The 17,931-nt window shown below is 61.0% G+C and carries 52 protein-coding genes and 1 tRNA gene; all 53 read right to left on the reverse strand.

Annotated elements, in window-relative coordinates:
- Positions 1-252: 252 nt before the first annotated feature.
- Complete coding sequence (locus EPO18_RS20120) at positions 253-495, reverse strand: hypothetical protein (protein ID WP_292436623.1); 243 nt, start codon at positions 493-495, stop codon at positions 253-255.
- A gap of 147 nt (positions 496-642) precedes the next feature.
- On the reverse strand, positions 643-870 hold the full coding sequence (locus tag EPO18_RS20125) for a hypothetical protein (protein ID WP_292436624.1): 228 nt from the start codon (positions 868-870) through the stop codon (positions 643-645).
- Positions 871-1,021: 151 nt separating this feature from the next.
- Positions 1,022-1,252, reverse strand: a complete 231-nt coding sequence (locus EPO18_RS20130; RefSeq protein WP_292436626.1) for a hypothetical protein — start codon at positions 1,250-1,252, stop codon at positions 1,022-1,024.
- Positions 1,249-1,455 carry a hypothetical protein gene (locus EPO18_RS20135; RefSeq protein ID WP_292436628.1) on the reverse strand — a complete coding sequence of 69 codons (207 nt, stop codon included), beginning with the start codon at positions 1,453-1,455 and terminating at the stop codon, positions 1,249-1,251. The genes EPO18_RS20130 and EPO18_RS20135 overlap by 4 nt, the downstream gene beginning before the upstream one ends.
- Positions 1,456-1,463: 8 nt before the next feature.
- Positions 1,464-1,679 (reverse strand): hypothetical protein, encoded by a 216-nt coding sequence (locus tag EPO18_RS20140; RefSeq protein WP_292436630.1) that lies wholly within the window; start codon positions 1,677-1,679, stop codon positions 1,464-1,466.
- Positions 1,676-2,023: a hypothetical protein gene (locus EPO18_RS20145; protein ID WP_292436632.1), complete on the reverse strand. Its 348-nt coding sequence runs from the start codon at positions 2,021-2,023 to the stop codon at positions 1,676-1,678. The genes EPO18_RS20140 and EPO18_RS20145 overlap by 4 nt, the downstream gene beginning before the upstream one ends.
- The gene (locus EPO18_RS20150; protein ID WP_292436634.1) at positions 2,020-2,235 is read right to left on the reverse strand and encodes a hypothetical protein; all 216 of its coding nucleotides are present in this window, start codon (positions 2,233-2,235) and stop codon (positions 2,020-2,022) included. Before EPO18_RS20150 ends, EPO18_RS20145 begins: the two co-directional genes overlap by 4 nt.
- The gene (locus tag EPO18_RS20155; protein WP_292436635.1) at positions 2,232-2,522 is read right to left on the reverse strand and encodes a hypothetical protein; all 291 of its coding nucleotides are present in this window, start codon (positions 2,520-2,522) and stop codon (positions 2,232-2,234) included. Before EPO18_RS20155 ends, EPO18_RS20150 begins: the two co-directional genes overlap by 4 nt.
- On the reverse strand, positions 2,519-2,788 hold the full coding sequence (locus tag EPO18_RS20160; RefSeq protein WP_292436636.1) for a hypothetical protein: 270 nt from the start codon (positions 2,786-2,788) through the stop codon (positions 2,519-2,521). The genes EPO18_RS20155 and EPO18_RS20160 overlap by 4 nt, the downstream gene beginning before the upstream one ends.
- On the reverse strand, positions 2,785-2,958 hold the full coding sequence (locus EPO18_RS20165; protein ID WP_292436637.1) for a hypothetical protein: 174 nt from the start codon (positions 2,956-2,958) through the stop codon (positions 2,785-2,787). Before EPO18_RS20165 ends, EPO18_RS20160 begins: the two co-directional genes overlap by 4 nt.
- On the reverse strand, positions 2,955-3,176 hold the full coding sequence (locus tag EPO18_RS20170; RefSeq protein WP_292436638.1) for a hypothetical protein: 222 nt from the start codon (positions 3,174-3,176) through the stop codon (positions 2,955-2,957). The genes EPO18_RS20165 and EPO18_RS20170 overlap by 4 nt, the downstream gene beginning before the upstream one ends.
- Positions 3,173-4,372, reverse strand: a complete 1,200-nt coding sequence (locus EPO18_RS20175; RefSeq protein ID WP_292436639.1) for a hypothetical protein — start codon at positions 4,370-4,372, stop codon at positions 3,173-3,175. The genes EPO18_RS20170 and EPO18_RS20175 overlap by 4 nt, the downstream gene beginning before the upstream one ends.
- A gap of 211 nt (positions 4,373-4,583) precedes the next feature.
- The gene (locus EPO18_RS20180) at positions 4,584-4,814 is read right to left on the reverse strand and encodes a hypothetical protein (RefSeq protein WP_292436641.1); all 231 of its coding nucleotides are present in this window, start codon (positions 4,812-4,814) and stop codon (positions 4,584-4,586) included.
- Complete coding sequence (locus tag EPO18_RS20185; RefSeq protein ID WP_292436643.1) at positions 4,811-5,161, reverse strand: hypothetical protein; 351 nt, start codon at positions 5,159-5,161, stop codon at positions 4,811-4,813. The genes EPO18_RS20180 and EPO18_RS20185 overlap by 4 nt, the downstream gene beginning before the upstream one ends.
- Entirely contained in the window at positions 5,158-5,487 is a 330-nt protein-coding gene (locus EPO18_RS20190; protein WP_292436644.1) for a hypothetical protein, read from the reverse strand. Before EPO18_RS20190 ends, EPO18_RS20185 begins: the two co-directional genes overlap by 4 nt.
- 193 nt (positions 5,488-5,680) lie before the next feature.
- The gene (locus EPO18_RS20195) at positions 5,681-5,992 is read right to left on the reverse strand and encodes a hypothetical protein (protein WP_292436646.1); all 312 of its coding nucleotides are present in this window, start codon (positions 5,990-5,992) and stop codon (positions 5,681-5,683) included.
- A 30-nt stretch (positions 5,993-6,022) separates the two neighbouring features.
- Positions 6,023-6,094, reverse strand: a tRNA-Thr gene (locus EPO18_RS20200).
- Between the two features lies 1 nt (position 6,095).
- Positions 6,096-6,356, reverse strand: a complete 261-nt coding sequence (locus EPO18_RS20205; RefSeq protein WP_292436647.1) for a hypothetical protein — start codon at positions 6,354-6,356, stop codon at positions 6,096-6,098.
- Positions 6,337-6,891, reverse strand: coding sequence for a hypothetical protein (locus EPO18_RS20210; protein ID WP_292436648.1), 555 nt, complete (start codon positions 6,889-6,891; stop codon positions 6,337-6,339). Before EPO18_RS20210 ends, EPO18_RS20205 begins: the two co-directional genes overlap by 20 nt.
- A complete protein-coding gene (locus EPO18_RS20215) occupies positions 6,888-7,040 on the reverse strand; it encodes a hypothetical protein (protein ID WP_292436649.1) in 153 nt (50 codons plus the stop codon). The genes EPO18_RS20210 and EPO18_RS20215 overlap by 4 nt, the downstream gene beginning before the upstream one ends.
- Positions 7,037-7,216: a hypothetical protein gene (locus EPO18_RS20220; RefSeq protein WP_292436650.1), complete on the reverse strand. Its 180-nt coding sequence runs from the start codon at positions 7,214-7,216 to the stop codon at positions 7,037-7,039. The genes EPO18_RS20215 and EPO18_RS20220 overlap by 4 nt, the downstream gene beginning before the upstream one ends.
- Complete coding sequence (locus EPO18_RS20225; protein ID WP_292436653.1) at positions 7,216-7,425, reverse strand: hypothetical protein; 210 nt, start codon at positions 7,423-7,425, stop codon at positions 7,216-7,218. The genes EPO18_RS20220 and EPO18_RS20225 overlap by 1 nt, the downstream gene beginning before the upstream one ends.
- Positions 7,422-7,640, reverse strand: a complete 219-nt coding sequence (locus EPO18_RS20230) for a hypothetical protein (protein ID WP_292436655.1) — start codon at positions 7,638-7,640, stop codon at positions 7,422-7,424. The genes EPO18_RS20225 and EPO18_RS20230 overlap by 4 nt, the downstream gene beginning before the upstream one ends.
- Complete coding sequence (locus EPO18_RS20235; protein ID WP_292436656.1) at positions 7,637-7,915, reverse strand: hypothetical protein; 279 nt, start codon at positions 7,913-7,915, stop codon at positions 7,637-7,639. Before EPO18_RS20235 ends, EPO18_RS20230 begins: the two co-directional genes overlap by 4 nt.
- Positions 7,912-8,208: a hypothetical protein gene (locus tag EPO18_RS20240; RefSeq protein ID WP_292436657.1), complete on the reverse strand. Its 297-nt coding sequence runs from the start codon at positions 8,206-8,208 to the stop codon at positions 7,912-7,914. The genes EPO18_RS20235 and EPO18_RS20240 overlap by 4 nt, the downstream gene beginning before the upstream one ends.
- Positions 8,205-8,426, reverse strand: coding sequence for a hypothetical protein (locus tag EPO18_RS20245; protein WP_292436659.1), 222 nt, complete (start codon positions 8,424-8,426; stop codon positions 8,205-8,207). The genes EPO18_RS20240 and EPO18_RS20245 overlap by 4 nt, the downstream gene beginning before the upstream one ends.
- 115 nt (positions 8,427-8,541) lie before the next feature.
- The gene (locus EPO18_RS20250; RefSeq protein ID WP_292436661.1) at positions 8,542-9,021 is read right to left on the reverse strand and encodes a hypothetical protein; all 480 of its coding nucleotides are present in this window, start codon (positions 9,019-9,021) and stop codon (positions 8,542-8,544) included.
- A complete protein-coding gene (locus EPO18_RS20255; RefSeq protein ID WP_292436663.1) occupies positions 9,018-9,281 on the reverse strand; it encodes a Lar family restriction alleviation protein in 264 nt (87 codons plus the stop codon). Before EPO18_RS20255 ends, EPO18_RS20250 begins: the two co-directional genes overlap by 4 nt.
- Positions 9,282-9,396: 115 nt before the next feature.
- Positions 9,397-9,591: a hypothetical protein gene (locus EPO18_RS20260; protein ID WP_292436666.1), complete on the reverse strand. Its 195-nt coding sequence runs from the start codon at positions 9,589-9,591 to the stop codon at positions 9,397-9,399.
- Entirely contained in the window at positions 9,588-9,998 is a 411-nt protein-coding gene (locus EPO18_RS20265) for a hypothetical protein (protein ID WP_292436667.1), read from the reverse strand. Before EPO18_RS20265 ends, EPO18_RS20260 begins: the two co-directional genes overlap by 4 nt.
- Positions 9,995-10,243, reverse strand: coding sequence for a hypothetical protein (locus tag EPO18_RS20270; protein WP_292436669.1), 249 nt, complete (start codon positions 10,241-10,243; stop codon positions 9,995-9,997). Before EPO18_RS20270 ends, EPO18_RS20265 begins: the two co-directional genes overlap by 4 nt.
- A gap of 16 nt (positions 10,244-10,259) precedes the next feature.
- Positions 10,260-10,472, reverse strand: a complete 213-nt coding sequence (locus EPO18_RS20275) for a hypothetical protein (RefSeq protein WP_292436671.1) — start codon at positions 10,470-10,472, stop codon at positions 10,260-10,262.
- A complete protein-coding gene (locus EPO18_RS20280) occupies positions 10,469-11,047 on the reverse strand; it encodes a hypothetical protein (protein ID WP_292436672.1) in 579 nt (192 codons plus the stop codon). Before EPO18_RS20280 ends, EPO18_RS20275 begins: the two co-directional genes overlap by 4 nt.
- Positions 11,044-11,211, reverse strand: a complete 168-nt coding sequence (locus EPO18_RS20285) for a hypothetical protein (RefSeq protein ID WP_292436674.1) — start codon at positions 11,209-11,211, stop codon at positions 11,044-11,046. The genes EPO18_RS20280 and EPO18_RS20285 overlap by 4 nt, the downstream gene beginning before the upstream one ends.
- Positions 11,208-11,387, reverse strand: coding sequence for a hypothetical protein (locus EPO18_RS20290; RefSeq protein ID WP_292436675.1), 180 nt, complete (start codon positions 11,385-11,387; stop codon positions 11,208-11,210). The genes EPO18_RS20285 and EPO18_RS20290 overlap by 4 nt, the downstream gene beginning before the upstream one ends.
- On the reverse strand, positions 11,388-11,615 hold the full coding sequence (locus EPO18_RS20295) for a hypothetical protein (RefSeq protein WP_292436677.1): 228 nt from the start codon (positions 11,613-11,615) through the stop codon (positions 11,388-11,390).
- A gap of 221 nt (positions 11,616-11,836) precedes the next feature.
- A complete protein-coding gene (locus EPO18_RS20300) occupies positions 11,837-12,049 on the reverse strand; it encodes a hypothetical protein (RefSeq protein WP_292436681.1) in 213 nt (70 codons plus the stop codon).
- A gap of 152 nt (positions 12,050-12,201) precedes the next feature.
- The gene (locus EPO18_RS20305; RefSeq protein WP_292436683.1) at positions 12,202-12,402 is read right to left on the reverse strand and encodes a hypothetical protein; all 201 of its coding nucleotides are present in this window, start codon (positions 12,400-12,402) and stop codon (positions 12,202-12,204) included.
- Positions 12,389-12,997: a phosphatase domain-containing protein gene (locus EPO18_RS20310; protein ID WP_292436685.1), complete on the reverse strand. Its 609-nt coding sequence runs from the start codon at positions 12,995-12,997 to the stop codon at positions 12,389-12,391. Before EPO18_RS20310 ends, EPO18_RS20305 begins: the two co-directional genes overlap by 14 nt.
- The gene (locus tag EPO18_RS20315) at positions 12,994-13,176 is read right to left on the reverse strand and encodes a hypothetical protein (protein ID WP_292436688.1); all 183 of its coding nucleotides are present in this window, start codon (positions 13,174-13,176) and stop codon (positions 12,994-12,996) included. The genes EPO18_RS20310 and EPO18_RS20315 overlap by 4 nt, the downstream gene beginning before the upstream one ends.
- Positions 13,173-13,430: a hypothetical protein gene (locus EPO18_RS20320; protein WP_292436691.1), complete on the reverse strand. Its 258-nt coding sequence runs from the start codon at positions 13,428-13,430 to the stop codon at positions 13,173-13,175. The genes EPO18_RS20315 and EPO18_RS20320 overlap by 4 nt, the downstream gene beginning before the upstream one ends.
- 28 nt (positions 13,431-13,458) lie before the next feature.
- Complete coding sequence (locus EPO18_RS20325) at positions 13,459-13,632, reverse strand: hypothetical protein (protein WP_292436693.1); 174 nt, start codon at positions 13,630-13,632, stop codon at positions 13,459-13,461.
- Positions 13,629-14,045, reverse strand: coding sequence for a hypothetical protein (locus EPO18_RS20330; RefSeq protein WP_292436696.1), 417 nt, complete (start codon positions 14,043-14,045; stop codon positions 13,629-13,631). Before EPO18_RS20330 ends, EPO18_RS20325 begins: the two co-directional genes overlap by 4 nt.
- The gene (locus EPO18_RS20335) at positions 14,042-14,251 is read right to left on the reverse strand and encodes a hypothetical protein (protein ID WP_292436699.1); all 210 of its coding nucleotides are present in this window, start codon (positions 14,249-14,251) and stop codon (positions 14,042-14,044) included. The genes EPO18_RS20330 and EPO18_RS20335 overlap by 4 nt, the downstream gene beginning before the upstream one ends.
- Positions 14,248-14,643 (reverse strand): hypothetical protein, encoded by a 396-nt coding sequence (locus tag EPO18_RS20340; protein ID WP_292436701.1) that lies wholly within the window; start codon positions 14,641-14,643, stop codon positions 14,248-14,250. The genes EPO18_RS20335 and EPO18_RS20340 overlap by 4 nt, the downstream gene beginning before the upstream one ends.
- A complete protein-coding gene (locus tag EPO18_RS20345) occupies positions 14,640-14,858 on the reverse strand; it encodes a hypothetical protein (RefSeq protein ID WP_292436702.1) in 219 nt (72 codons plus the stop codon). Before EPO18_RS20345 ends, EPO18_RS20340 begins: the two co-directional genes overlap by 4 nt.
- Entirely contained in the window at positions 14,855-15,043 is a 189-nt protein-coding gene (locus EPO18_RS20350) for a hypothetical protein (RefSeq protein ID WP_292436704.1), read from the reverse strand. Before EPO18_RS20350 ends, EPO18_RS20345 begins: the two co-directional genes overlap by 4 nt.
- Positions 15,036-15,305: a hypothetical protein gene (locus EPO18_RS20355; protein WP_292436706.1), complete on the reverse strand. Its 270-nt coding sequence runs from the start codon at positions 15,303-15,305 to the stop codon at positions 15,036-15,038. The genes EPO18_RS20350 and EPO18_RS20355 overlap by 8 nt, the downstream gene beginning before the upstream one ends.
- Complete coding sequence (locus EPO18_RS20360; RefSeq protein ID WP_292436708.1) at positions 15,283-15,687, reverse strand: hypothetical protein; 405 nt, start codon at positions 15,685-15,687, stop codon at positions 15,283-15,285. Before EPO18_RS20360 ends, EPO18_RS20355 begins: the two co-directional genes overlap by 23 nt.
- Positions 15,687-16,079: a hypothetical protein gene (locus tag EPO18_RS20365; RefSeq protein WP_292436709.1), complete on the reverse strand. Its 393-nt coding sequence runs from the start codon at positions 16,077-16,079 to the stop codon at positions 15,687-15,689. The genes EPO18_RS20360 and EPO18_RS20365 overlap by 1 nt, the downstream gene beginning before the upstream one ends.
- A gap of 169 nt (positions 16,080-16,248) precedes the next feature.
- Entirely contained in the window at positions 16,249-16,827 is a 579-nt protein-coding gene (locus EPO18_RS20370) for a hypothetical protein (RefSeq protein ID WP_292436711.1), read from the reverse strand.
- Complete coding sequence (locus EPO18_RS20375; RefSeq protein ID WP_292436714.1) at positions 16,824-17,249, reverse strand: hypothetical protein; 426 nt, start codon at positions 17,247-17,249, stop codon at positions 16,824-16,826. The genes EPO18_RS20370 and EPO18_RS20375 overlap by 4 nt, the downstream gene beginning before the upstream one ends.
- A 318-nt stretch (positions 17,250-17,567) precedes the next feature.
- Positions 17,568-17,807, reverse strand: coding sequence for a hypothetical protein (locus EPO18_RS20380; RefSeq protein ID WP_292436715.1), 240 nt, complete (start codon positions 17,805-17,807; stop codon positions 17,568-17,570).
- Positions 17,808-17,931 lie beyond the last annotated feature (124 nt).

Consider the following 17,931-nt stretch of genomic DNA (forward strand, 5'->3'; position numbering starts at 1 on the left):
GGGTTTGGTGGAGGTGATCATGATTATGAATATGCCCAGACACCGGAAAACCGGCGGTCCTTCAGCCCTTGAGAGACATGATGAAAGAAGCGTAGCAGAACATAGCGAAAGCTAGGACGACCAGACCGACGATCCTGAAGAACAGCCTCAGGTAGCCGTGTCTGCAGTTGACGAGCCTGTACTCAGAGTCGTCAGAGAAGTGGTTCGGGGCGAAGAACCAGACGAGACCGCTGCCGTCACAGCACTTAGGCATCAGCAGCTCAGGAGCCAGTGCCTTCTGGTTCTGTCTTGCTCGCACGTGTGAGGGTTGGCCTCACCGGTCTTGAAAGCCTCGTCGTGCACCTTCCAGCGGTGCTGGATGCCTGTCGGGTTCTTCATGTTGGCCAGAGACTCCACGTCCTCTTGCAGCTTGATGTCGGTGCAGACGGACATGAAGCAGAGGCCCTTCGCGTAGACTACGAAACGCTCGTCACTGATTCTGCTCAGGTTCAGCATCTTCCTTTCCTCCTCGACTTGTGCTTGTCGGATCTGGGCTGCTTGGTCGCGTTCTCCTTGGCGTGCGGAGGGCAGATGTCGCACCTGAGCACGCGCTTGAGGTGCTTCCTCTTGATCGTCTTCGGGTCCGTCTCGAACTTGTTCTGCCTAGGCACCTTCCCTCCAGACGCGGTCGATCTCGCTGGCGATCTTCTTGTTGCAGTTGAAGAGCAGCTTCTCGAAGATGTTCTTGTCGTCACCGGTGCAGACCGGAGTGAGCTTCGAGACTGGCAGGCCGAAAGCTCCAGTACCTGTGACGACGAGCTTCTGCTTGATCGTGCTGCCGCAGGCCGGGCATCTCCTGACCTTCGACTGCGCTTCTTCTCTCGTGCTCATCTGCGTCGAGCCTCCCTGGCTTCCTTCTGGTTGATGCCACCGTAGTGCCTGTCAGCGTAGCCCTGTTCACAGATCTCTTCGATCAACGAGTCGCGCGGCCTGAGGTAAGGCCCGTACCAGACGAGGTAGCAGTCGTCAAGCTTGTGGCGTTTCACTTGATCTCAAGCAGGTCCTTGATCGACCTGCGCAGTCTGCCCTCTGCGATGCTAGTCACCTCTGAGACCAGCCTCATGAGCAGCTGCTTCTGCTTCTTCGGGATCTCGCGGTAGCGACGGGCAGGGACCTTGACGCTCCTGCTGAGAGACTTGAAGTACCTGTCTTCGTACTTCAGGTCGACGACTTTGCCGTCTTCGATGAACGGAGTGATGCGATCGATCTTCATTCGTCGTCTCCCTGCTTCGCCTTGATGTCCTGCTCGAGGCAGTGCATCTTCATCTCGATGTCGCTGCGGAGCTCCTTGAGCCTCTCCAGGGTCTCATCAGGAGAGACAGACGTGTCCGAGAACACGGCGTCGATCGCGTCTGTGGCTGCTTGCTCGACGTCTGAGACTTCGATCCCTTTCGACTTCGGTTTCTTCTTCGCCATGCTACCTCCTACTCGTTGATCCTGATGAAGTCGACTCCGACGATCTCGACGGCCGGCAGACCGAACTGCTTGCACAGCGCCTTACCGACCTTGACGAAGGCGGCCTTGACCTTGAGGCCGTCGAGAGTCTCCTCCGGCAGGTAGGCGACCGACGTGCCGATCTGCCGGCTGAAGCACTTGTCTGACGGCTTGGGCTTGACTCTGACTTCGAGGTTCTTGCTCATTTGAGCAGCTCCTTCGCCTCTCGGTAGAGGTCGTTGGCCCAGGCGACTTCCTTGGGCGTCTTGGCCTTGTTGACGTGGGCCTCAGCAGCGAGCATGTCGACCGTCTCCTCCAGCTTGGTCTTGTTGAAGATCAAGTGGTTCTCCTGGTACAGCCGAGTCAGGAACTGGATCTTCGTGGTCAGCCCGGCACACATCATCGCCCTCGGCGCGTTGACGACTACGTTGCAGTTGAGGCCGTCGCAGTTCATGACCTCTTCGCAAGTGTAGCCCCCGGACTGCTCGAGGAAGGTTCGGTACTTCTCCATCCAGCTCGGCATCGTCCACTTCTTCGTCGCGGTCTTCACAGTGACCTCCTGGCCTTCACCTTGACCTCGCCGTAGCGGGCCTTAAAGGCCTTCTTGTTTTCGTCCAAGAACTTCTGCGCCTTCTCTTTCGAGTCCCACGGCGTCTCAGAGCCGAACAGGTGGCTGCCGTGGAAGTTCGGGTCGGTCGCGCTGCAAGAGATCGAGATGAAGCACTTGCTCCTCACAGACCAGATTCCCCAGATCGGTATCATGGCTCCTCCACTCCCATTGCCTGCCCCATCGTGAAAGCGCCCTTACCCCAACCCTTAGGGTAGAGGGTCTTGAGCGTATAGATCCCCTTGGCGTCTCTCTCGGTCACTGCCACGATCTTCTTGCCCTTGAACTCGAGCTCCCAGTGCTGGCCGTTGATGTATGACTGCTCCTTGATCAGCTCTGCACCACCTCGGCCGATCTTGGCCAGGATCCAGCCTATCTCTGGCGTCGTGATGACGAGGTTGTACCGCTCTTTCGCGACCCTCTTGATGTGCTCAGCGCTCACAGGATGATCCTCGAGATGGCCTGTGCGAGCCCTGCCGGTGTGGTGGCCTGCAGCTCCTTGAGCGCCTTCTCAGTGACCTCGTCGGCGTCGACGAACCTGAGGCTCTTGACCGCGGCGTCCAGAGTGGTCTCGTCGTCGAGCAGCGAGTACATGGCTGGAGAGACGACGAGCGTGTAGCTCTTCTTGGACAGGATCGCTCTCTTGGCGTCGGTCATGCCGACGTCGACTATCACGTCGAGCTGGCCGTAGTCGGTCTCGATCTTCATTTGAGCCCCTCGAGCAGCACGATCCTCTTACCGCCTTCCACGTCGAGCGCAATGGTGGTCAAGGGCGAGGTCAGCGGGTAGGGCTGCCTGGCGTCGACCCAGACTTGCACGTGGAGCTCGTCATCGTCGTTCGCGAGCTCGATCCACTTCTTGAGGTCCTTGACCTTCATGCTAGCCTCCTGAGCTGAGCCTCGATCTGCTCTCCCATGCACTCCCAGTGCTGGGAGTCCTTCCAATTATGATCTGTGGCGACGCGTCCCAGGTAGCGGTTCTTGGCGAAATCGAAGAGGTCACTCCAGCCGCCTTTGCACAACCTGCCGCCGCGAGGGCCAGAGTGGTCGAGGATGTGGTAACGCTGAGCTCTCCTGAGGATCGCCTTGACGTTCATGCTGCGACCTCCTTAGGCTTCTTGATCCTCTTCTGCTTGGGCTGTCGGCAGCGAGCGAGGACAGTGCTCTTCTTGCCCTCCTTGTCCCTGTGGTCCTTGATCGTGGCGGCGACCAGGTGGGTGGAGCCGGGCTCGGGGTTCCAGGCAGCGGTGAATGTGACGAACTCCCTGCCGTCCTTGTCCCTCATGGAGATGACGGTCTTGGGGCCGTAGAGCTCGGAGACGTATGGCCGAGCGGTCTTGACAGTGAGCTCCAGGACGACCTTGTCGCCGGGCTTGCCGTAGTGCTCTTCGAGGCGAGGCTCGGTCTCCTTGGGCTTGAGCATGTCCATGTGCCTCATGTAGGCCTGGACTGTGCTGGCGAGGATGCCGAGCTGGCGGAAGGTGACGTAGGGGCTGCGGTTGGCGACGCCCAGATTCATCAGGTACTCGCTGCCGGTCGTGGGCAGCTCCTTGGCCCAGGCTGAAGCGGCTGCCGCCATCTCGAGAGCAGCTGGCGTGATCTCGACGAGCTGGACCATGCTGCGACCGCTGCGTAGCTCGACGGGCATCCTCATCGGGAACATGGACCAGTACGCGATGGTCTTGGTCGGTGTCCGGAAGGCTTTGGTGGAGATGAAGCCGTACTGGATGGTGTGGCTAGCAGCGTAGGTCAGGTACTCAGCGGTGCTGAAGTGCTCGAGCTGGCCTGCTCCTCCGTTGTACTGGCCGACCTTCTTCTCTAGGGCGAAGAGGCTCTGCATGTAGGAAGCGATGGCTCTAGGGTCGGCGTGCCCCAGGAAGTCCTTGATGCAGCCGGAGCCGACCATCTTGTACTCGCCAGAGTCGTGCCTGACGAGGTAGTGCTCGGTGCGATCCCTCTTGACCCTGCAGTGGTCGCAGCGCTGGGTCTGGGTGCGCTGCTCTACTGGGAGCGTGGTGCCGGGGACGAGAGCGAACGTGCACTCCTTGTCGAGGAAGTCGACTCTGGCAGCGAAGGTCCAGCCAGAGAACTTGGGAGCTTCGCCCTCGAGCATGACCAGAGCGTACTCGACGAGCCCGGCTCCGAGGTTCATGACGTGCTCAGAGTGGAGCTCGAAGCGAGGCAGCGGAGCTCCCACCTTGGTGGCCTTCTTGGAGAGCTGCTCGAGCTTGCTCTTGAGCTTCTCGAGGTTCTCTGAGGGGAGGAGGTAGGTGTTGCTGGGTGTGGCTTCCATGCTAATGATTAGCCGGAAGACCGGTAAACCGGCGGCCCCAAGAGAGCTCCCAGGTCTCAAGGCCAGAGAGGAGGACCCTCACTAGGTCTCCGTCGTCCTCCTTGATGACGTCCTCGTAGCACTCGTGGGCCTCGACGATCGTCTCGAAGTCCTTGTGGAAGATGCCCTTGAGGTGGAACAGAGTGACTCTGTACACCCTGATATTAGGAGATCAGGAGCAGAACAGCAGGGTGCAGCTGCAGATGCCGGTCTTCTCGTTGATGGCCTTGCACTTGCAGGTGTTGCAGCCGTCCTTCAGCTCGTAGAGCTCTCCTGGCTTCCTCTTCGGCGGTATGTGCTCGTAGACGCCCTCGGGCCAGTCGAAGTTGGGGTCTCCCGGTTGCGGGATGAACGACTTGTTGGCGCAGCCGGTGAGGAAGGCGACGAGGAGCAGGAACCTCACTTCTTCTTGTACTCGGCCATGATCTTCTCGAGCTCTTTCGGGTCGATGAAGACCGTCCAGGTCATCTCGCCGCAGGCGAAGACGTTGGGAGCGATCTTCTCGACGAGCTCGACCTCCCTCTCCCAGTCGAATGTGCTGACGATGATCTTCTGGCCGAACTTCTCATGGAGTGCGTCCCAGGCCAAGTCCTCCTCAGGGCTGTCGCTCTCGGAGTTGACGGCGATGTGGCTCTGCGGGACCTTCATGAAGTTGGCCTTATCAGGGCCGGGGCTGACCTCGCCTTGGACATCGAGCCACTCGTCCCTGGTCTGGAAGGTCCCTTTCTTCGCCGACTTGGTCCAGGTCATTTCTTCTTCCCCTTGCTCTTCGCCTCGCTGATCCTCTCGACGGTCTTCCAGGCGTTCTTCAAGTAGTCGTAGATCTCATCCACGTCGGCGTGGAGGTCTTCGATGCCCTCAGCTTCGCCGTTGCGGATCTGATCGAACAGGGTGGCCGCCGTGTCGTGCGCCTCGAGGACCTGATCCTTGAGCTTCTGGAGCTCAGCGGGCGCGTCGTACTTCATGTCAGCGGTCTTCTGGGGAGGGCACTTGCAGTTCGCCTTGGTGTTGTCGCAGCCGTCGCAGTAGGGCTCTCCGGGGACGCTCGGGCCGTTGGCTTTCTTTGTCCAGCTCATGGTGTCTCCGTTCCGGCTGTCTTGGTCCAGGACGACTTCTTGTGCTGCTTCAAGAGGCTGAGGCCGTTGCAGATGTCGCACTTCGGGTGAGGGCCGCTGAGCTTGCCGTCGTGAGAGTCGCACTTGCCGTTCGGAGCGTACTTCCTGGCCATCTCCATGAGCTCCTTCTCACGGCCTTCTGTCCACTTGCTCATCAGAAGGTCTTCCCGGACTTGGCGTCGGCGAGCTGCTGCTCCCAGTCCCAGGTGAGCTCCTCGAGCTCGCCCTTCGAGATCGCCTCTCTGATCTCATCGGCGGGAGCGCTGTCCATCTTCTGGAGGCGCTTCTCGATCTCCTTGTCCATGATCTTCAGGATCTCCTTGGCGACGGCGAGATCCTTCTTGATCATCGCGGCCTGCTCCTTGGCCTCGGCCTTCTCTTCCTTGGTCATCTGGCGCTTGATGTTCTGATCCTCGCGCTGAGCGAGAGGTCCGGGAGCGTCGTCGGCTTTCTTGGTCCAGGGCATTTGATCTCCTCCGATCGACAAAGTAAATCTAGCCCACGCGGAGAATCGAACTCCGGACACGCAGTTTACAAAACTGCTGTTCTACCACTGAACTACGCGGGCGTCAGTCTAAGAGAATCCGCTTCTCTGGAGGCAGAGAGCAGATGGCGATGTCGATCCTCTTCCGGTAGAGAGGGATCGGGCCTGAGAGCCACCGAGTCCAGCGGAGCACCTCGATGGGCAGAACCACCGCGCCGACCTTGAGCAGACCCTTGATGAGGATGAGCCGGGTCCAGATCTCGACGCTGATCATCCAGTGGACGACAGGCAGCATGATCCTGCTGACGATCACGAGCTCTTCAGGTTCAGCCGAGCTCGTCGACATCGACCCTCCTGACGTCGCCGATGTGGAAGAGCCACCTGTTGTTCTTGTGATCCCAAGGCAGGCCGCAGCCGAAGCACTGAGGGTGACTGTCATGGTCAGCGTAGACTTGGTTGCCTGCCAGATCTCTCATCTCGCCCCAGCCCATGATCATGCCTCGGTCGTGCTTGCACTCCTTGAGGACAGGCGTCTTCCAGTCCTCCTTCTTGACTCCGACGATCCTGGCGTAGTGGAATGCGGCCGCAGCGCTGATCGGCCCAGGCAGGTTCCAGGCGATCTTGAGCCTCTGGTAGACGAACTCGATCTGGAGAGTCGCGTAGCGGTGCTCCCAGTAGGTGTCGTGGCAGGCGCTGCCGATCATCTTGGACTCAGCCGCGAAGCGGGTGTGGAGCTGCCTGTCGAAGTCCTCAGGCGTCGCGCAGGCCCGAGAGATCTCGAAGCCCTTGAGTGCTCCCTTCAGCTTGGGCCCGGTCTCGAGGCGCTCGGCAGAGGCGATGCCTTCCTCGATCAGCTTGTCGCGCAGCTCGATGACGGTCATGAGATCCCAAGGCGCTTCTTCGCGACGTAGATCACGTCGTGCGCTCTCAGCAGGAGCTTCTGATCCTTCTCGGTCAGATCGCTCCACTGGTAACCGCCGAGCTGCTTGTCGATGAGCATGGCCTCAGCAAGAGTGAGACTCTTCTTCATCTGAACCTCTTGATCAAGTTCCTGTCCTGGTCGAGGACCTCGGTGATCAGGCAGTCCTCGTCCATCTTGATTATGGACCCGCCGTAGAGAGCCTCGGTCGTCAGGACGTAGCGCCATGCGGCGTCGTTGCGAGGGTCCCTGAGGGCCTTCGTCAGCTTCGGCCCGAGGACCTCCATCAGCGGCAGCTCCAGGCCACGATCGGCTCGATGAGAGGCTTGACGAGCATGACGTTGCCGACGCTGAGAGGGAAGATCAGCAGGAAGCGGACCTCCTCGCTGATCATGCCCCGCTTGAGCATCTCACCGAGGCACAGGCTGCCGATCAGGGGTATGGCTCCGACCATGCAGATGATGAGCACGACTGCGAACGCCTGCTTGACGCTCACAGCACCCCCAAGAGGTCTTCGAGCACGAAGTACCACAGGCTGCGGTCGCGCCTGACTCGGTGGTAGCGGATCTCGGGGTTCTTCGAGAGAGCTGACGGGTCCTTGGCGCTGAACGTGTCGTGCGCCTGCTTGGCGAAGATCCTGATCTGCTCTCCCTCAGGCACCATCATCCTCAGGCCGTCGTGAGGGCCGCCGACCATCTCGGCCGAGATCACGGGTTCCTCTTCATCGCAGCTCTCAGGGCGGCTCGACCCCTGTACCTGCGAGCGCCGAAGGAGTCGCCGTGGCCGGTCCTCAGCTTGGGCACGAAGACCGACTGGAAGCTGGCTGCGTGGCCCTCTGACCAGTCGTGGTCGTCGTACTGGAGCTTGGAGACGATCCAGTCGACGATCTCCTTGTCAGTGGGCAGGCCCTTGAGGCGAGCGACGGCGTGAGAGGCTGCGTGGGCCAGAGCGTCCTCTTGGATCTCGGCTGCGCTCCTCTTCTTCACGGGTCCACCACCAGGAGAGCTCTGACCTTGCCGCTCTGCAGGACGCGACGCCAGCTCTCCTTGAGCGTGTGCCTCTGAGTGCCCGGCTCGTAAGCCTCCTCAGGCAGCGTGATCCCTGCGCCCTCGGCCATCTCTCCGTGCCCGACGAGCCAGGTGGCGAATGAGACCTTGGCCTCCCCCACAGCGCCCTTCTCGACGACGGCCATCTGGTCAGGGAAGATGTGGATCTCTGCCTTGCCCATGATCGGCTCGCAGGCTGTGTGGTCGGGGCAGGGCTTCCTGCAGTCGCTCAATGGATCCTCACCTCGGCGCCGTCGCCGAACCTGTAGAGACCGACAGGCCAGCCCCTCTTGATCTTCATGATCGCTCTTCGGACTGTACCTCTCTTGTACCCTCTGACGACGTACGTCGGGTCCAGGACTAGCTCGATCTTGTTGGGCAAGTGCTCGGGCCCGAGATCTCTGATGTCGGCGTTAGCCCAGCAGACCTTGAGAGCTACGCGGCGCTTCACAGCCGCCTCCAGTCGAAGACTCGCTGCCTGAGCAGGTCCAGCACGACCCCTGCAGCGACGTCCTCGTGCAGCCCGTACTCAGCGACCAGGAAGCTGACGACCTTCCTGAATCGGCTCACCACTGGAAGGTCTCCGCGTCCAGGTAGACCTGGCAGTGCCGTCTGAGGTGCCCTTCGGGCTTCGGCGCCTGGATGTCGACGTGGGTAGCCCTGATGAATCCTCTCCAACCGAAGTCGCCGCTGGCTGTGCCCCTGTGCTCATCCAACTGAGTGAACCTATGCCACCTCTTAGGTGTCAGGAAGCCGTGCTTGAACTGCGTCAGGGGTGGTCCGCTGATCCAGCAGTACATCGGCAGCTCCGGCTTGACGAGCTCGAAGCGCTGGACGCCGTCCACGCGAGGGACGTTGTCGACGTGCCAGTTGGGGACGCATGGGAACTGACGGGGCATGAGCATGTGGACCTTGACGTCCCACGTGAAGCGGCTCGGGTCGTCAGGGAAGGTCTTCAGGACGTCGACCAGATCTGGCATCAGCTCCAGGACCTTGTCAAAGGGAGCCTGGTGGACGCCGCAGTGCTGCTTGCTCCAGTCGATCATCGCTTGACGAGCTCCTTCTTGCCCATGAACTTGTGGCGCTCGTTCCAGTCGGCGTCGTCATCGTCCACGACAGTGGCGATGCGGCAGACGGTTCGGGTGTTCCAGTTCTTCAGAGCGCCCTTGCGAGTCGGGTGGCTGGGAGCGTCAGCCCCGCAGCCGGCGCAGCGGACCCAGCAGGCGCGCTTGTTCGTCCTGCAGATCTCCACCTCGAGAGAAGGGCAGAACGGACACGACAGAATCTCTTCGAGCGCCTTAGCCATCACTTCTTCTCCTGGGGAGCGAAGCCTCTCACCACCGTGGCGAACACAGCTTTGACTATGTCGGGCTTCTTCTCTTCCTCCGGCTTCGGAGGCAGCTCGATCTTCGGTTGCTCTGTCACTTCTTGACCCTCCTGGCCGCGTCCGTCTCGGTTACGATCGAGAAGAGCATCTCGGCCGTCAGGATGAACTTGCACGTCCCGTCGCCGGAGATGCGGTACTCGCTGGCCTTCTCGTAGTTCTTGCAGACCACCTCATCGCCAGAGACTCTGTGGGCGATCCTGAGTTCAGCTCCGTCGATCGGACAGTTCATCCTCTGCTCCTGACCGCCTCGTCGTGGGCGATGCACTCGGCGCAGCCGACGCGGCTGGCCTTGTCGTCGATGTACACGTTCGCGTAGGGCTTGCCGGTGCCGAGCCAGATCTCGTCGTACGGGATGCCCCAGTCCTCGAGGTACTGCTCGAGAGCCTTAACCACGGCGGGGATGACCTTGTTCGTGGGGCTCGTGACGCGGCAGGTGAAGATCATGATGTAGGAGCCGGCCTTGTGCTCCTGGTTGAGGCGGGTCATCATCTCCATGCGAGGCTCGCCGATGTTCGTGAAGCCCTTCCAGCCGTCGTACTTCGCCAGCGTCCCGTCTAGGTCGACGGCCACGACTCTCCTGTGACGGTTCTTCGACATGATCTCTGTGATCTCAGCTTCAGCAGCTTCCAGCTTCATTGGTGCAGCCTCCCCAGCATGAGCTTCGCCCAACGCGTGCTGGGCTCAGCGGCGACGTGGATCGCCTTCCCTCTCCTCACGTGCTCGACGTGGAAGTGCTTGTCGGCGCTGAACGGCACGCCCTCCTTCTTGAACAGGTCGTTCATCGGCTTGAGAGCAGTGGTCACGGTCCTGTCGGTGTAGATCCTCGAGCGGATCTCGCCGAGGGCCCTCTCCATCTTGTCCGAGAGCGTCAGGGTAGGCATGCTCTTAGTAGGCCTCTCACAGAGCCTTCACGAGGTCGATCAGGCTCTTGGTCTGCCGGGTCAGCTCGTAGCCGAACCAGTAGAAGAAAGCGAACGGGAGAGCGATGGGCCAGAAGATCACCACGACCATCGCGTCTCCTGGCTCATCCGGCCACTCGAGAGCGTCGATGCCTCCCATGACCATGCAGCAGCCGATCAGCCAGACGGCGATGAGCTTGATGAGGATCACATCGGCCTCCACTCGGGCGGCGCGTCGCTGCCGATCGCCTGGTCCTTGCTGTACTGCGTCTCCTTGCAGACGGCGCAGTCCCTCATGTGGAACTGGTGCGGGACGTCGCCGGGCCGGCCGTAGCGCTTGACGTGGTCAGCGTCGAGGTGGAGGATCCTGGGCTCTTCGAACTGATGCTCGAGGCCTTGCTTGGTGCAGCTGACCTTGTTGGTCGTGTAGGTCACCGTGACGGAGCGGGACCACTCGAAGTCCTTACCGCAGTCCTGGCACTTCTCGGTGCCGCACTCTTGCTGAGGGCTGAACTCCCAGGAGTCGCCGTACTCCAGCCCGCAGTGAGGGCACGTGATCTCGTCCGTCCCTTCGTGATCGATCTCCTTCTCCAAGGGTCTCCTCCAGTTGCACATCCCGACCATCTGCCGGGTGGTCACGTCAGCCTTGTCCAGAGCCTCCTGGATCTCCTTGCCGAAGACCTTGAACTTGTGGCCGACTCCGTACTGCTCCATCAGCGTCTTGATCTCGTCCTTCGTCCGCAGGCCCTTGACGATCAGCACGTTGTGAGGGCTGTTGACTCTCACGGCCGCCTCACGTCGACGTCCTTGAAGAGCAGCTTGATGCTCTCCACCTCGCCGAGCTGGTACTTCCTGTTCTGGCGCCAGACCCACTCAGCGCAGGACGTGTCCTCTGCGATCACCACGTGCGGCTCGGTGTACTCGACACCCTTCACTTCGTAGACGTTCATGAGCCCACCTTCGACGCCAGCAGCTGAGGCATGTTGTCCTGCAGGATCTCGATCGCCTTCACGACGCAGACCTTGTCGAAGGACGTGCTGATCCCGTTGTTGAACGTGACGCTGACCTTCACCGACGCAGGTCTGGGGCAGCCGTAGCTGCACGTGCACCGTCTGAGCTTAGCCATTCACTCGCTCCTCACGATCTCGACCGGCCAGCGACCGCCGCAGTCAGGGCACTGGTACTCGACGCAGCGGTCGAGGTCTCTGTCCTCGATCCCGATCTCCCTGCGGTAGTGCGTGACTCCCTCTCCGTAGTAGCCCTTGTCGATGTACTCCTGCGGTATGGGGTCGCCGATCAGGCTGGCCTTGCAGTACGGGCAGTGGTCCTTGTCGATCTCCCGGAACTGGCTCACCACGTCTCCTTGAGGACTTCTGATATCTGGACGTGCCACGGCAGAGGCGGATCGGGAGTACCGAGGTGAGTCTCAAGGATCTGGCTCATCTTGTGCCAGTGGCAGTAGGCATTGTCGGAGCACTCAGCGCGGAGAGCGACCAGGTCAGCGACGAGGGCGTCGTTGCCTGGAGCGACCATGGGCGTGATCTTGTCCAGGACCTCCGTCAGCTGAGCTCTCACCTACGGCTGCCTCCAGCGACCGTCCTTCAGAGTGGGAGGTCCGGCGACGTCGATCCACCGGCCCTTGACCTTCTTGGCGTAGCCGCCTGTGAAGTAGCCGCTGCCTGTCACGAAGCTGTACCTGACGTTGACCTCGCCGAAGCGCTCTTGGACGACGCAGCCCTTGCGGACGTTGCCGTCTGTGCACAGCATCACGACGTTGATCCTCTCCAACGGGGTCTGCCTCCTCGGGTCCTCTGCTCCGCACGTCGGGCAGCGCATGACGAGAGCTCCGACCGGTCTCTCGCAGACGCGGCACTGCGGTATCGACATCACGACGCAGGTGATGCGCTTACCAGGTCGTGTCGATCTACTAGGCATCTGCTTCATCGCTTGGCGGCCTCCAGGCCTCTGACGTACTTCTCGGCCCAGCGTCGAGCCTGCTTGTACGTCTTGAAGCCGTCCTCTGCGAACTGGCTATCGTTCACCTTGACGAAGTTGTGGTAGACCTGGTAGCTGTCGTCGCACGACGTGTACTCGAAGCCGTTCATGTTCTTGATCTTGATGCCGTGCTCACTGAGGCGCACGCTTGACCTCGAGGCCGAGAGCCCTGCTGCAGACCTTGCGGACCCTCTCGTGCAGCTCCCTGTAGGCTCCGGACCAGGTCGGGCCGCAGCGGTCTCTCTCCTCGACGAGGTCCAGAACGAGCCTGGCCAGAGTGACCATGCTCTTCGGCTGCTCGTTGTAGCTGGCGACTTGGAAGCAGGTCAGGCCCAGCGCTCGCCAGGTGTCGACGACCTTCTGTCGATCGTCGAGGACGAACAGGATGCGGCCCTTGCCGTTGGCCTCCTCCCAGTCCTCGAGCCACTGCTTCTTGAGGTCCTGGTCGGGCTCGCTCCCGTCGCCTCTGAGCAGGAAGAGCTCGTGGAAGGCGATCTCGTTCTTCTGGAGCCAGGCCAGAGTCTTCTCGTTCGTGCTGCTGGGCCGGGCGCTGACGAGCACGATGCGGAAGCGAGCCATGATCATCGCAGCGATCGTGGTGGCCACGGGCTCGTTCACAGGGTCCTGGTCGCAGCGCTCGTGGAACGCTTCGTAGTCGCGGTGCTGGCCCTCGACCAGGTAGCGGCGAGCGCTGCAGTCGCTGAGCGTACCGTCAAGGTCTACGACGATCGTGTCCTTCATTGGATCTGCTCCCAGAGCTTGTCCGTAGCCTCTTCGTTCGTGCCTGAGACCTTGACGGTGTGGGCCGGATCGCCTGACTCGTCGCACTGGACGATGTACCACTGACCGATCAGGAACTTGTACGGCTGCTTGCGGCAGATCGGGCACGGCTTGTGCTTGGACGTGTCGAAGGTCTTCATGAGCCCCTCCTGGCGATCAGGCCTTCGCTGTCCCAGAAGCCGTAGCGAGCTCTGGCCTCGTCCCGGCTGATGAACACGCCCTCGTCGAGGAAGCCAGTGTTCTCGTCCTGAGCAGTGATGCTGTTCAGCGAGCGGCGCTTGAGAGCTCCGTCGTCGAAGCCGATCACGTCGTTGATCTTGGCGTGGGTCTCACCTGTGAAGACCTGGCCTGTGACCGGGTCCTTGTACGCTGGGCTGATCTTGCTGAGGTCCATGAAAGAGAATAGCCGGTCTACGGCTGCTTCAGCGGATCTCTTCAGCGATCAGGCGGTAGCGCTTGTGGTCGACCAGGACTCCCTCGTCTGGCCGAGCGATCTTCAGCTGCGGTCCGTCTGCAGTCTCCCAAAGCGTGAGCTCGCTGCCTCCGGCGCCGTCGAGGACCTGGATGACGCCTTCACCGAGCACGAGGCGGTTCATTCTGGCCAGGTTGTCTGAGAGACCGCGAACATCTCACCAGCCAGCTTCTTGTCGGCCTTGACCGCCTTCTTGTCCTTGGAGCGCGCCCTGTAGGCGAGCCTGAGAGCCTTCGAAGACGGGGACTCGCAGGCGCGGATCTGCTTCAGATCGAACTGCTCGAGGCCGATGCCAGAGAAGTCCTCCACCCTGAAGCCGGCGCCCTCGATCGCGTTCCAGGCGTACCCTGGCTGCCCGTCCCTGGCGATCGCTGCGACAGCGATGCCGAAGCCCTGCATGAAGGCTCTCTTGTCGTCGCTGGCCTTGATGAAGAGCTCTGCCGCCCTGAGGCCCTTAGCGTCGTAGTACCTCTGCTCCGCCATCAGGAGCTTCTTAGCTTTGCCGATAGACTGCAGCATCCATTTCTTGTCGTTCATCCGCTGATGTACCTCTCCACGACGTTCTCGAAGAAGACGTACTCCTTGATCTTGGCGCCGGTCTGCATGCCGAGCCTGACCTTCTTGCCGGTGTGCTCGACGACGTCGAGGTCCCAGCAGCCGTCGGTCGACTCCTTCAGCAGCAGCTCGAACTTGCCACCGTCGACGAGGATCCTGGTCTCTTCCAGCACTCTGACCTTGCTCAATGTGTCGCCCTCCGCTTCATCCACTCGTTCACACCGTAGAAGACCCCTTCGAAGTGCAGCGCCTCGTCTGGGTGCTGGGCGAGGCCTTCGAACGTATCCTGCTTGCGTGGGGCGACGAATGTGCCCTCGTACCTCTGCACGAACCAGCTCGTGGCCATGACCATCTTCTTACCGAAGCTGCGGTACGCCGTCGTGCCTTTGGTGAGCGAGCAGCCTGGCCCGAGGCCGATCTCCTTGAGGATCTGCTTGGCTGTCCGTCTGCACGTGTGCTTGATCACGACCTCGATTGGATCGTCATCGTCGAAGCAGACGAACCAGCCTTCGCCTCTGTAGACGAGGTTGTCGTAGGCCTGGTTGTCGGCGCAGATGACGTAGGTCCTGACGAGGCTCACAGCGAAGCCACCTTGTTGCGAAAATCGATCATGCAGCTGCTCTCGACGAAGGCCTGGATGACCTTCACGTCGAACCAGTTCGTCTTCGGACTCATGAGGCCGCAGGAGACCATCTGCTCTTTGACCGCCTTCCCGCTGGAGCCGATCAGGTCTGGGCGTCCCTTCAGGTAGGAGACCTTCTCTCTGGCAGACGATAAAGCTCTCGTGTTGCTCACTTGACCCCCAGCATCTCAGACGCCTTGGCCAGAGCCTCTGTGCGGCCGGCCGCGGCGAACGGCCCCACCACGCCGCGGCAGAAGGGGCTCTCGTACGCTTCCTCGCAGTCCTGCTCTGAGAAGTAGCGCTTGACCTGCACAGTGCCCGAGGTGTGCAGGTAGGCCCACCAGAGGATCTCAGTCACGAGAGTCGTCCTTGATCCAGAGCGCGTTCGGCTGCTGTGGTTGACCGCAGGGCAGGTAGACCTTCTCACCGCTGTCGAGCACGAGTGCGCTCAGGCCGTGGTCGTTGAACTCGAGCTTGACGATCTTGCGGTCCTTGAGGACCTCGTTCCAGTACGGCTTGTTGAGCGAGTACGGCTTCCACTTGCTCTTGTACTGCGGCTTCCCGAACACGGACTTGCTTCTGAGGAGCTTCCTGAGGTTAGTCCTCTTGCTTCTCTTCATGTGTGATATCCTCTAACGGCACGGTGAAGTTGACTGTGACGAACTCGACAGGGTAGATCGGCTTGATGAGCACGCTGCCAGGCTCACCGCCGTAGCGGATGGTGCCGTACTTCTCGTCGAACCACTCTTGACGATCACCGAGCACCTTAGGGTCGACGAAGATGCCGAGCTGCAAGAGGCACGTGTACAGGTTAGCCGGCTTGATGTACTGCCCGTCCTGCACCAGGGCGACTGGGAAGTCCTTGACCTGGAACTTAGCGGCCAGGACTCTGAGCAGATCCCTCTTCAGAGTATCGGCTGTCTGGCCGACGTAGCCGGACTCCACAAGCCTTCTGGCTTCGTACCTGACCTCTCTGGCTATCTTGTCGACCTCCTCGCTCATCATCTCCTCTTGTAAGTCGCCCTCATCAGCAGAGCCTTGACCTGCGGATCCATCATCAACCCTTCGTTGCGGACAGTGTACTCGTTCGAAGGCTGCGGTGCTGGCATGTGGACTATGAGCTTGTGAGAGCCGTTCCACGGATCCGACTCGATCGTGACTCCGACGCAGACCTCGATGTCCTGAGAGCACTTGTGGAAGTTGAACGTGTTGCTGATGTCGCCGACCCAGACGACCTCGTCGCTCTCCTTCGGAGACTCGGGTTCCTTTTGATCTGGCCCGAGCAGCTCAGTCGCCGTGTGCCTGATCATGGGCAGCTCGAGTGTCTTACCGCACTTGTGGCAGTACTCAGTCTCATTCTGGACCTGGCAGGTGTCGCAGTAGAGGCCGCTCACAGGTTCATCGCCATCAGACCCTTGGCAGTCCACGTGTGTAGGGCGTTGTCCCAGAGCCCCTCATCGACCATCCGAGCCCAGTACGAGACGCAGCAGGCCGTGTTCTCCTCTGGCGGGCAAGGACGACCGCAATCCTCAGCGCCGACATCTTCTTGATCTTCTGGTCCACTCATGATCGCAGCTTGGCTCTGGCATCAGCCCTCCGCTTGTCCTGTCCCCACTTGAGGAACCTGCCGAGGCGCTTGACGAACTCCTCTGCCGTCACCGGAGCTGGCGTCAGGCCCTGCTCGACCGCCCAGGCCTGCTCGTATGCGCCGCTGTCGAACGCGACTTGGAAGTTGACCTTGAGCTCCTGGCTGAGCTTGACGAAGGCCGTGATCGGCTTGAGGCCGTCCTTCGACATCGCCCACCAGTTGTAGCCGGGTTTGGCCTTCCTCGGGTCCTGAGTGCCGTAGGGCTTGTTGTCGTCGTCGAACCAGCACCACGCACCGTCACCGTCGTTGGCGCAGGGCACCCACTCCTTGCGGTAGACCTTGCCGTCGTCACCTCGGCCGATCGAGGACTGGACGACAGCTGCCGAGACCCAACGGCCCTTCTCCTTCACAGCCATGCCGCCGCTGTAGTGGCCGTTGCCTGACTGGCTTGTGTAGGATACAGCCGTCTTGCTGATGACCCTGTCGACGCGTCCAGGGATGACGTGGCGCACAGGCCACGTCTCGTGCACGTTGATCTTCTGTCCCAGCTTCATGTGAACCTCATTGGGCACGCTGCTCTACCATGAATGACTAGGCAAGGGATGCACAGAGCTCGCGGTGCGTACTTCTCCAAGAGCCCTTCGAGGGCGTCGATCCTCTTGAGCCAGCTCCAGACCTCGAGAGCTCTGCCCGTGACCCTCTTGCCGTGAGCCTTGTCGTACTTGCCTGTGATGATCGCTTCGTCGCTAGCCTCGAGGCACATCTCGAGCTTCCTGATCCTCTCGTTCGCTTTGGCGAGATCTCCGGCCCTGCCCCTGTGTTGGTCGAGAGCAAGCATGATGATCTTGGCTGAACGGCGCCAACCCTCCTTCGTCTCTTCGCTCGACCGTTTCCATGCGAGCGGCCAAGAACCTGGGCAGTAGGCCTTGCACATCGCCTTGGCGACGACCTCGACTTCGCCTTTCTTCAAGAGCATCTCTTCTCCTTGTCGAAGCAGGACTGGCAGAGCCAGCTGCGCTTACCTCGCCTGGTCGCCTTCTTGCGGGGCGAGCACATGGCGCCGCAGCCGGGGCGCGTCCACTTGCGCTTCACCGCGTCCTCCACGTCTTCCAGCGGCCCTTGGCGCAGGCGTGAGAGCCGTCCTTGAGCTTGATGTGCTTCTTGGGACCTCTCACGGTCTGCTCAGTGTGCCACATGCCGCGCTGGTCGACGGCCCTCTCGCAGTGCCCGCAGAACCAGGGCAGCTTGTGCTTGAGGCCGCTGCGGGGCCTCGGTCTGATGTCCTCTGTGTCCTTCATCTCGCGTCCTCGATCGCGTACCTGAACATGTCGCGGCACTCCTTCTTCGTGAGAGCGTCTGGGTGGCCCTTGAACTTCTCCCTGAACCACGAGTAGAGCTGGTCGCCGTGGCGTTCGATCGACAGCTTCTCCTGGCTCGTGAGCTTCTTCTTGATCATGGCATCGTCTCCGGTTGAGGCGGCATCGGCCTCCAGTGCGTGAGCCAGTTCTCCTTGTGGCCTGAGCTGTTCCTCCACGCGCCCTTACCTGGAGCATTAGGATGGAACACCCTGAAAGACACGGTCCGAGGGTGGCTGCCCAGGTCGGTCCTGCTGCCGTAGCCGAGGGTGCAGGCGAGGATCGGCGTGCCGTCCAGAGGAG

Source organism: Methylobacter sp., from assembly GCF_004322395.1.
Classification (GTDB): domain Bacteria; phylum Pseudomonadota; class Gammaproteobacteria; order Methylococcales; family Methylomonadaceae; genus Methylobacter_A.

Coding starts and splice junctions, on each gene's coding strand:
- EPO18_RS20375 (WP_292436714.1), bottom strand. CDS start 17,249: ATGCTCTTGAAGAAAGGCGAAGTCGAGGTCGTCGCCAAGGCGATGTGC.
- EPO18_RS20255 (WP_292436663.1), bottom strand. CDS start 9,281: ATGGCTAAGGCGCTCGAAGAGATTCTGTCGTGTCCGTTCTGCCCTTCT.
- EPO18_RS20330 (WP_292436696.1), bottom strand. CDS start 14,045: ATGAACGACAAGAAATGGATGCTGCAGTCTATCGGCAAAGCTAAGAAG.
- EPO18_RS20370 (WP_292436711.1), bottom strand. CDS start 16,827: ATGAAGCTGGGACAGAAGATCAACGTGCACGAGACGTGGCCTGTGCGC.
- EPO18_RS20195 (WP_292436646.1), bottom strand. CDS start 5,992: ATGCCCTGGACCAAGAAAGCCGACGACGCTCCCGGACCTCTCGCTCAG.
- EPO18_RS20320 (WP_292436691.1), bottom strand. CDS start 13,430: ATGGACCTCAGCAAGATCAGCCCAGCGTACAAGGACCCGGTCACAGGC.
- EPO18_RS20270 (WP_292436669.1), bottom strand. CDS start 10,243: ATGCCTACCCTGACGCTCTCGGACAAGATGGAGAGGGCCCTCGGCGAG.
- EPO18_RS20250 (WP_292436661.1), bottom strand. CDS start 9,021: ATGATCGACTGGAGCAAGCAGCACTGCGGCGTCCACCAGGCTCCCTTT.
- EPO18_RS20170 (WP_292436638.1), bottom strand. CDS start 3,176: ATGAACGTCAAGGCGATCCTCAGGAGAGCTCAGCGTTACCACATCCTC.
- EPO18_RS20325 (WP_292436693.1), bottom strand. CDS start 13,632: ATGAACCGCCTCGTGCTCGGTGAAGGCGTCATCCAGGTCCTCGACGGC.
- EPO18_RS20120 (WP_292436623.1), bottom strand. CDS start 495: ATGCTGAACCTGAGCAGAATCAGTGACGAGCGTTTCGTAGTCTACGCG.
- EPO18_RS20260 (WP_292436666.1), bottom strand. CDS start 9,591: ATGAACTGTCCGATCGACGGAGCTGAACTCAGGATCGCCCACAGAGTC.
- EPO18_RS20160 (WP_292436636.1), bottom strand. CDS start 2,788: ATGAAGATCGAGACCGACTACGGCCAGCTCGACGTGATAGTCGACGTC.
- EPO18_RS20130 (WP_292436626.1), bottom strand. CDS start 1,252: ATGAAGATCGATCGCATCACTCCGTTCATCGAAGACGGCAAAGTCGTC.
- EPO18_RS20185 (WP_292436643.1), bottom strand. CDS start 5,161: ATGACCTGGACCAAGTCGGCGAAGAAAGGGACCTTCCAGACCAGGGAC.
- EPO18_RS20290 (WP_292436675.1), bottom strand. CDS start 11,387: ATGGCTAAGCTCAGACGGTGCACGTGCAGCTACGGCTGCCCCAGACCT.
- EPO18_RS20205 (WP_292436647.1), bottom strand. CDS start 6,356: ATGTCGACGAGCTCGGCTGAACCTGAAGAGCTCGTGATCGTCAGCAGG.
- EPO18_RS20175 (WP_292436639.1), bottom strand. CDS start 4,372: ATGGAAGCCACACCCAGCAACACCTACCTCCTCCCCTCAGAGAACCTC.
- EPO18_RS20360 (WP_292436708.1), bottom strand. CDS start 15,687: ATGAGCGAGGAGGTCGACAAGATAGCCAGAGAGGTCAGGTACGAAGCC.
- EPO18_RS20150 (WP_292436634.1), bottom strand. CDS start 2,235: ATGATACCGATCTGGGGAATCTGGTCTGTGAGGAGCAAGTGCTTCATC.
- EPO18_RS20315 (WP_292436688.1), bottom strand. CDS start 13,176: ATGAAGACCTTCGACACGTCCAAGCACAAGCCGTGCCCGATCTGCCGC.
- EPO18_RS20165 (WP_292436637.1), bottom strand. CDS start 2,958: ATGAAGGTCAAGGACCTCAAGAAGTGGATCGAGCTCGCGAACGACGAT.
- EPO18_RS20190 (WP_292436644.1), bottom strand. CDS start 5,487: ATGAGCTGGACAAAGAAAGCCAACGGCCCGAGCGTCCCCGGAGAGCCC.
- EPO18_RS20265 (WP_292436667.1), bottom strand. CDS start 9,998: ATGAAGCTGGAAGCTGCTGAAGCTGAGATCACAGAGATCATGTCGAAG.
- EPO18_RS20310 (WP_292436685.1), bottom strand. CDS start 12,997: ATGAAGGACACGATCGTCGTAGACCTTGACGGTACGCTCAGCGACTGC.
- EPO18_RS20125 (WP_292436624.1), bottom strand. CDS start 870: ATGAGCACGAGAGAAGAAGCGCAGTCGAAGGTCAGGAGATGCCCGGCC.
- EPO18_RS20355 (WP_292436706.1), bottom strand. CDS start 15,305: ATGAAGAGAAGCAAGAGGACTAACCTCAGGAAGCTCCTCAGAAGCAAG.
- EPO18_RS20135 (WP_292436628.1), bottom strand. CDS start 1,455: ATGGCGAAGAAGAAACCGAAGTCGAAAGGGATCGAAGTCTCAGACGTC.
- EPO18_RS20210 (WP_292436648.1), bottom strand. CDS start 6,891: ATGACCGTCATCGAGCTGCGCGACAAGCTGATCGAGGAAGGCATCGCC.
- EPO18_RS20220 (WP_292436650.1), bottom strand. CDS start 7,216: ATGGAGGTCCTCGGGCCGAAGCTGACGAAGGCCCTCAGGGACCCTCGC.
- EPO18_RS20285 (WP_292436674.1), bottom strand. CDS start 11,211: ATGAACGTCTACGAAGTGAAGGGTGTCGAGTACACCGAGCCGCACGTG.
- EPO18_RS20215 (WP_292436649.1), bottom strand. CDS start 7,040: ATGAAGAAGAGTCTCACTCTTGCTGAGGCCATGCTCATCGACAAGCAG.
- EPO18_RS20140 (WP_292436630.1), bottom strand. CDS start 1,679: ATGAGCAAGAACCTCGAAGTCAGAGTCAAGCCCAAGCCGTCAGACAAG.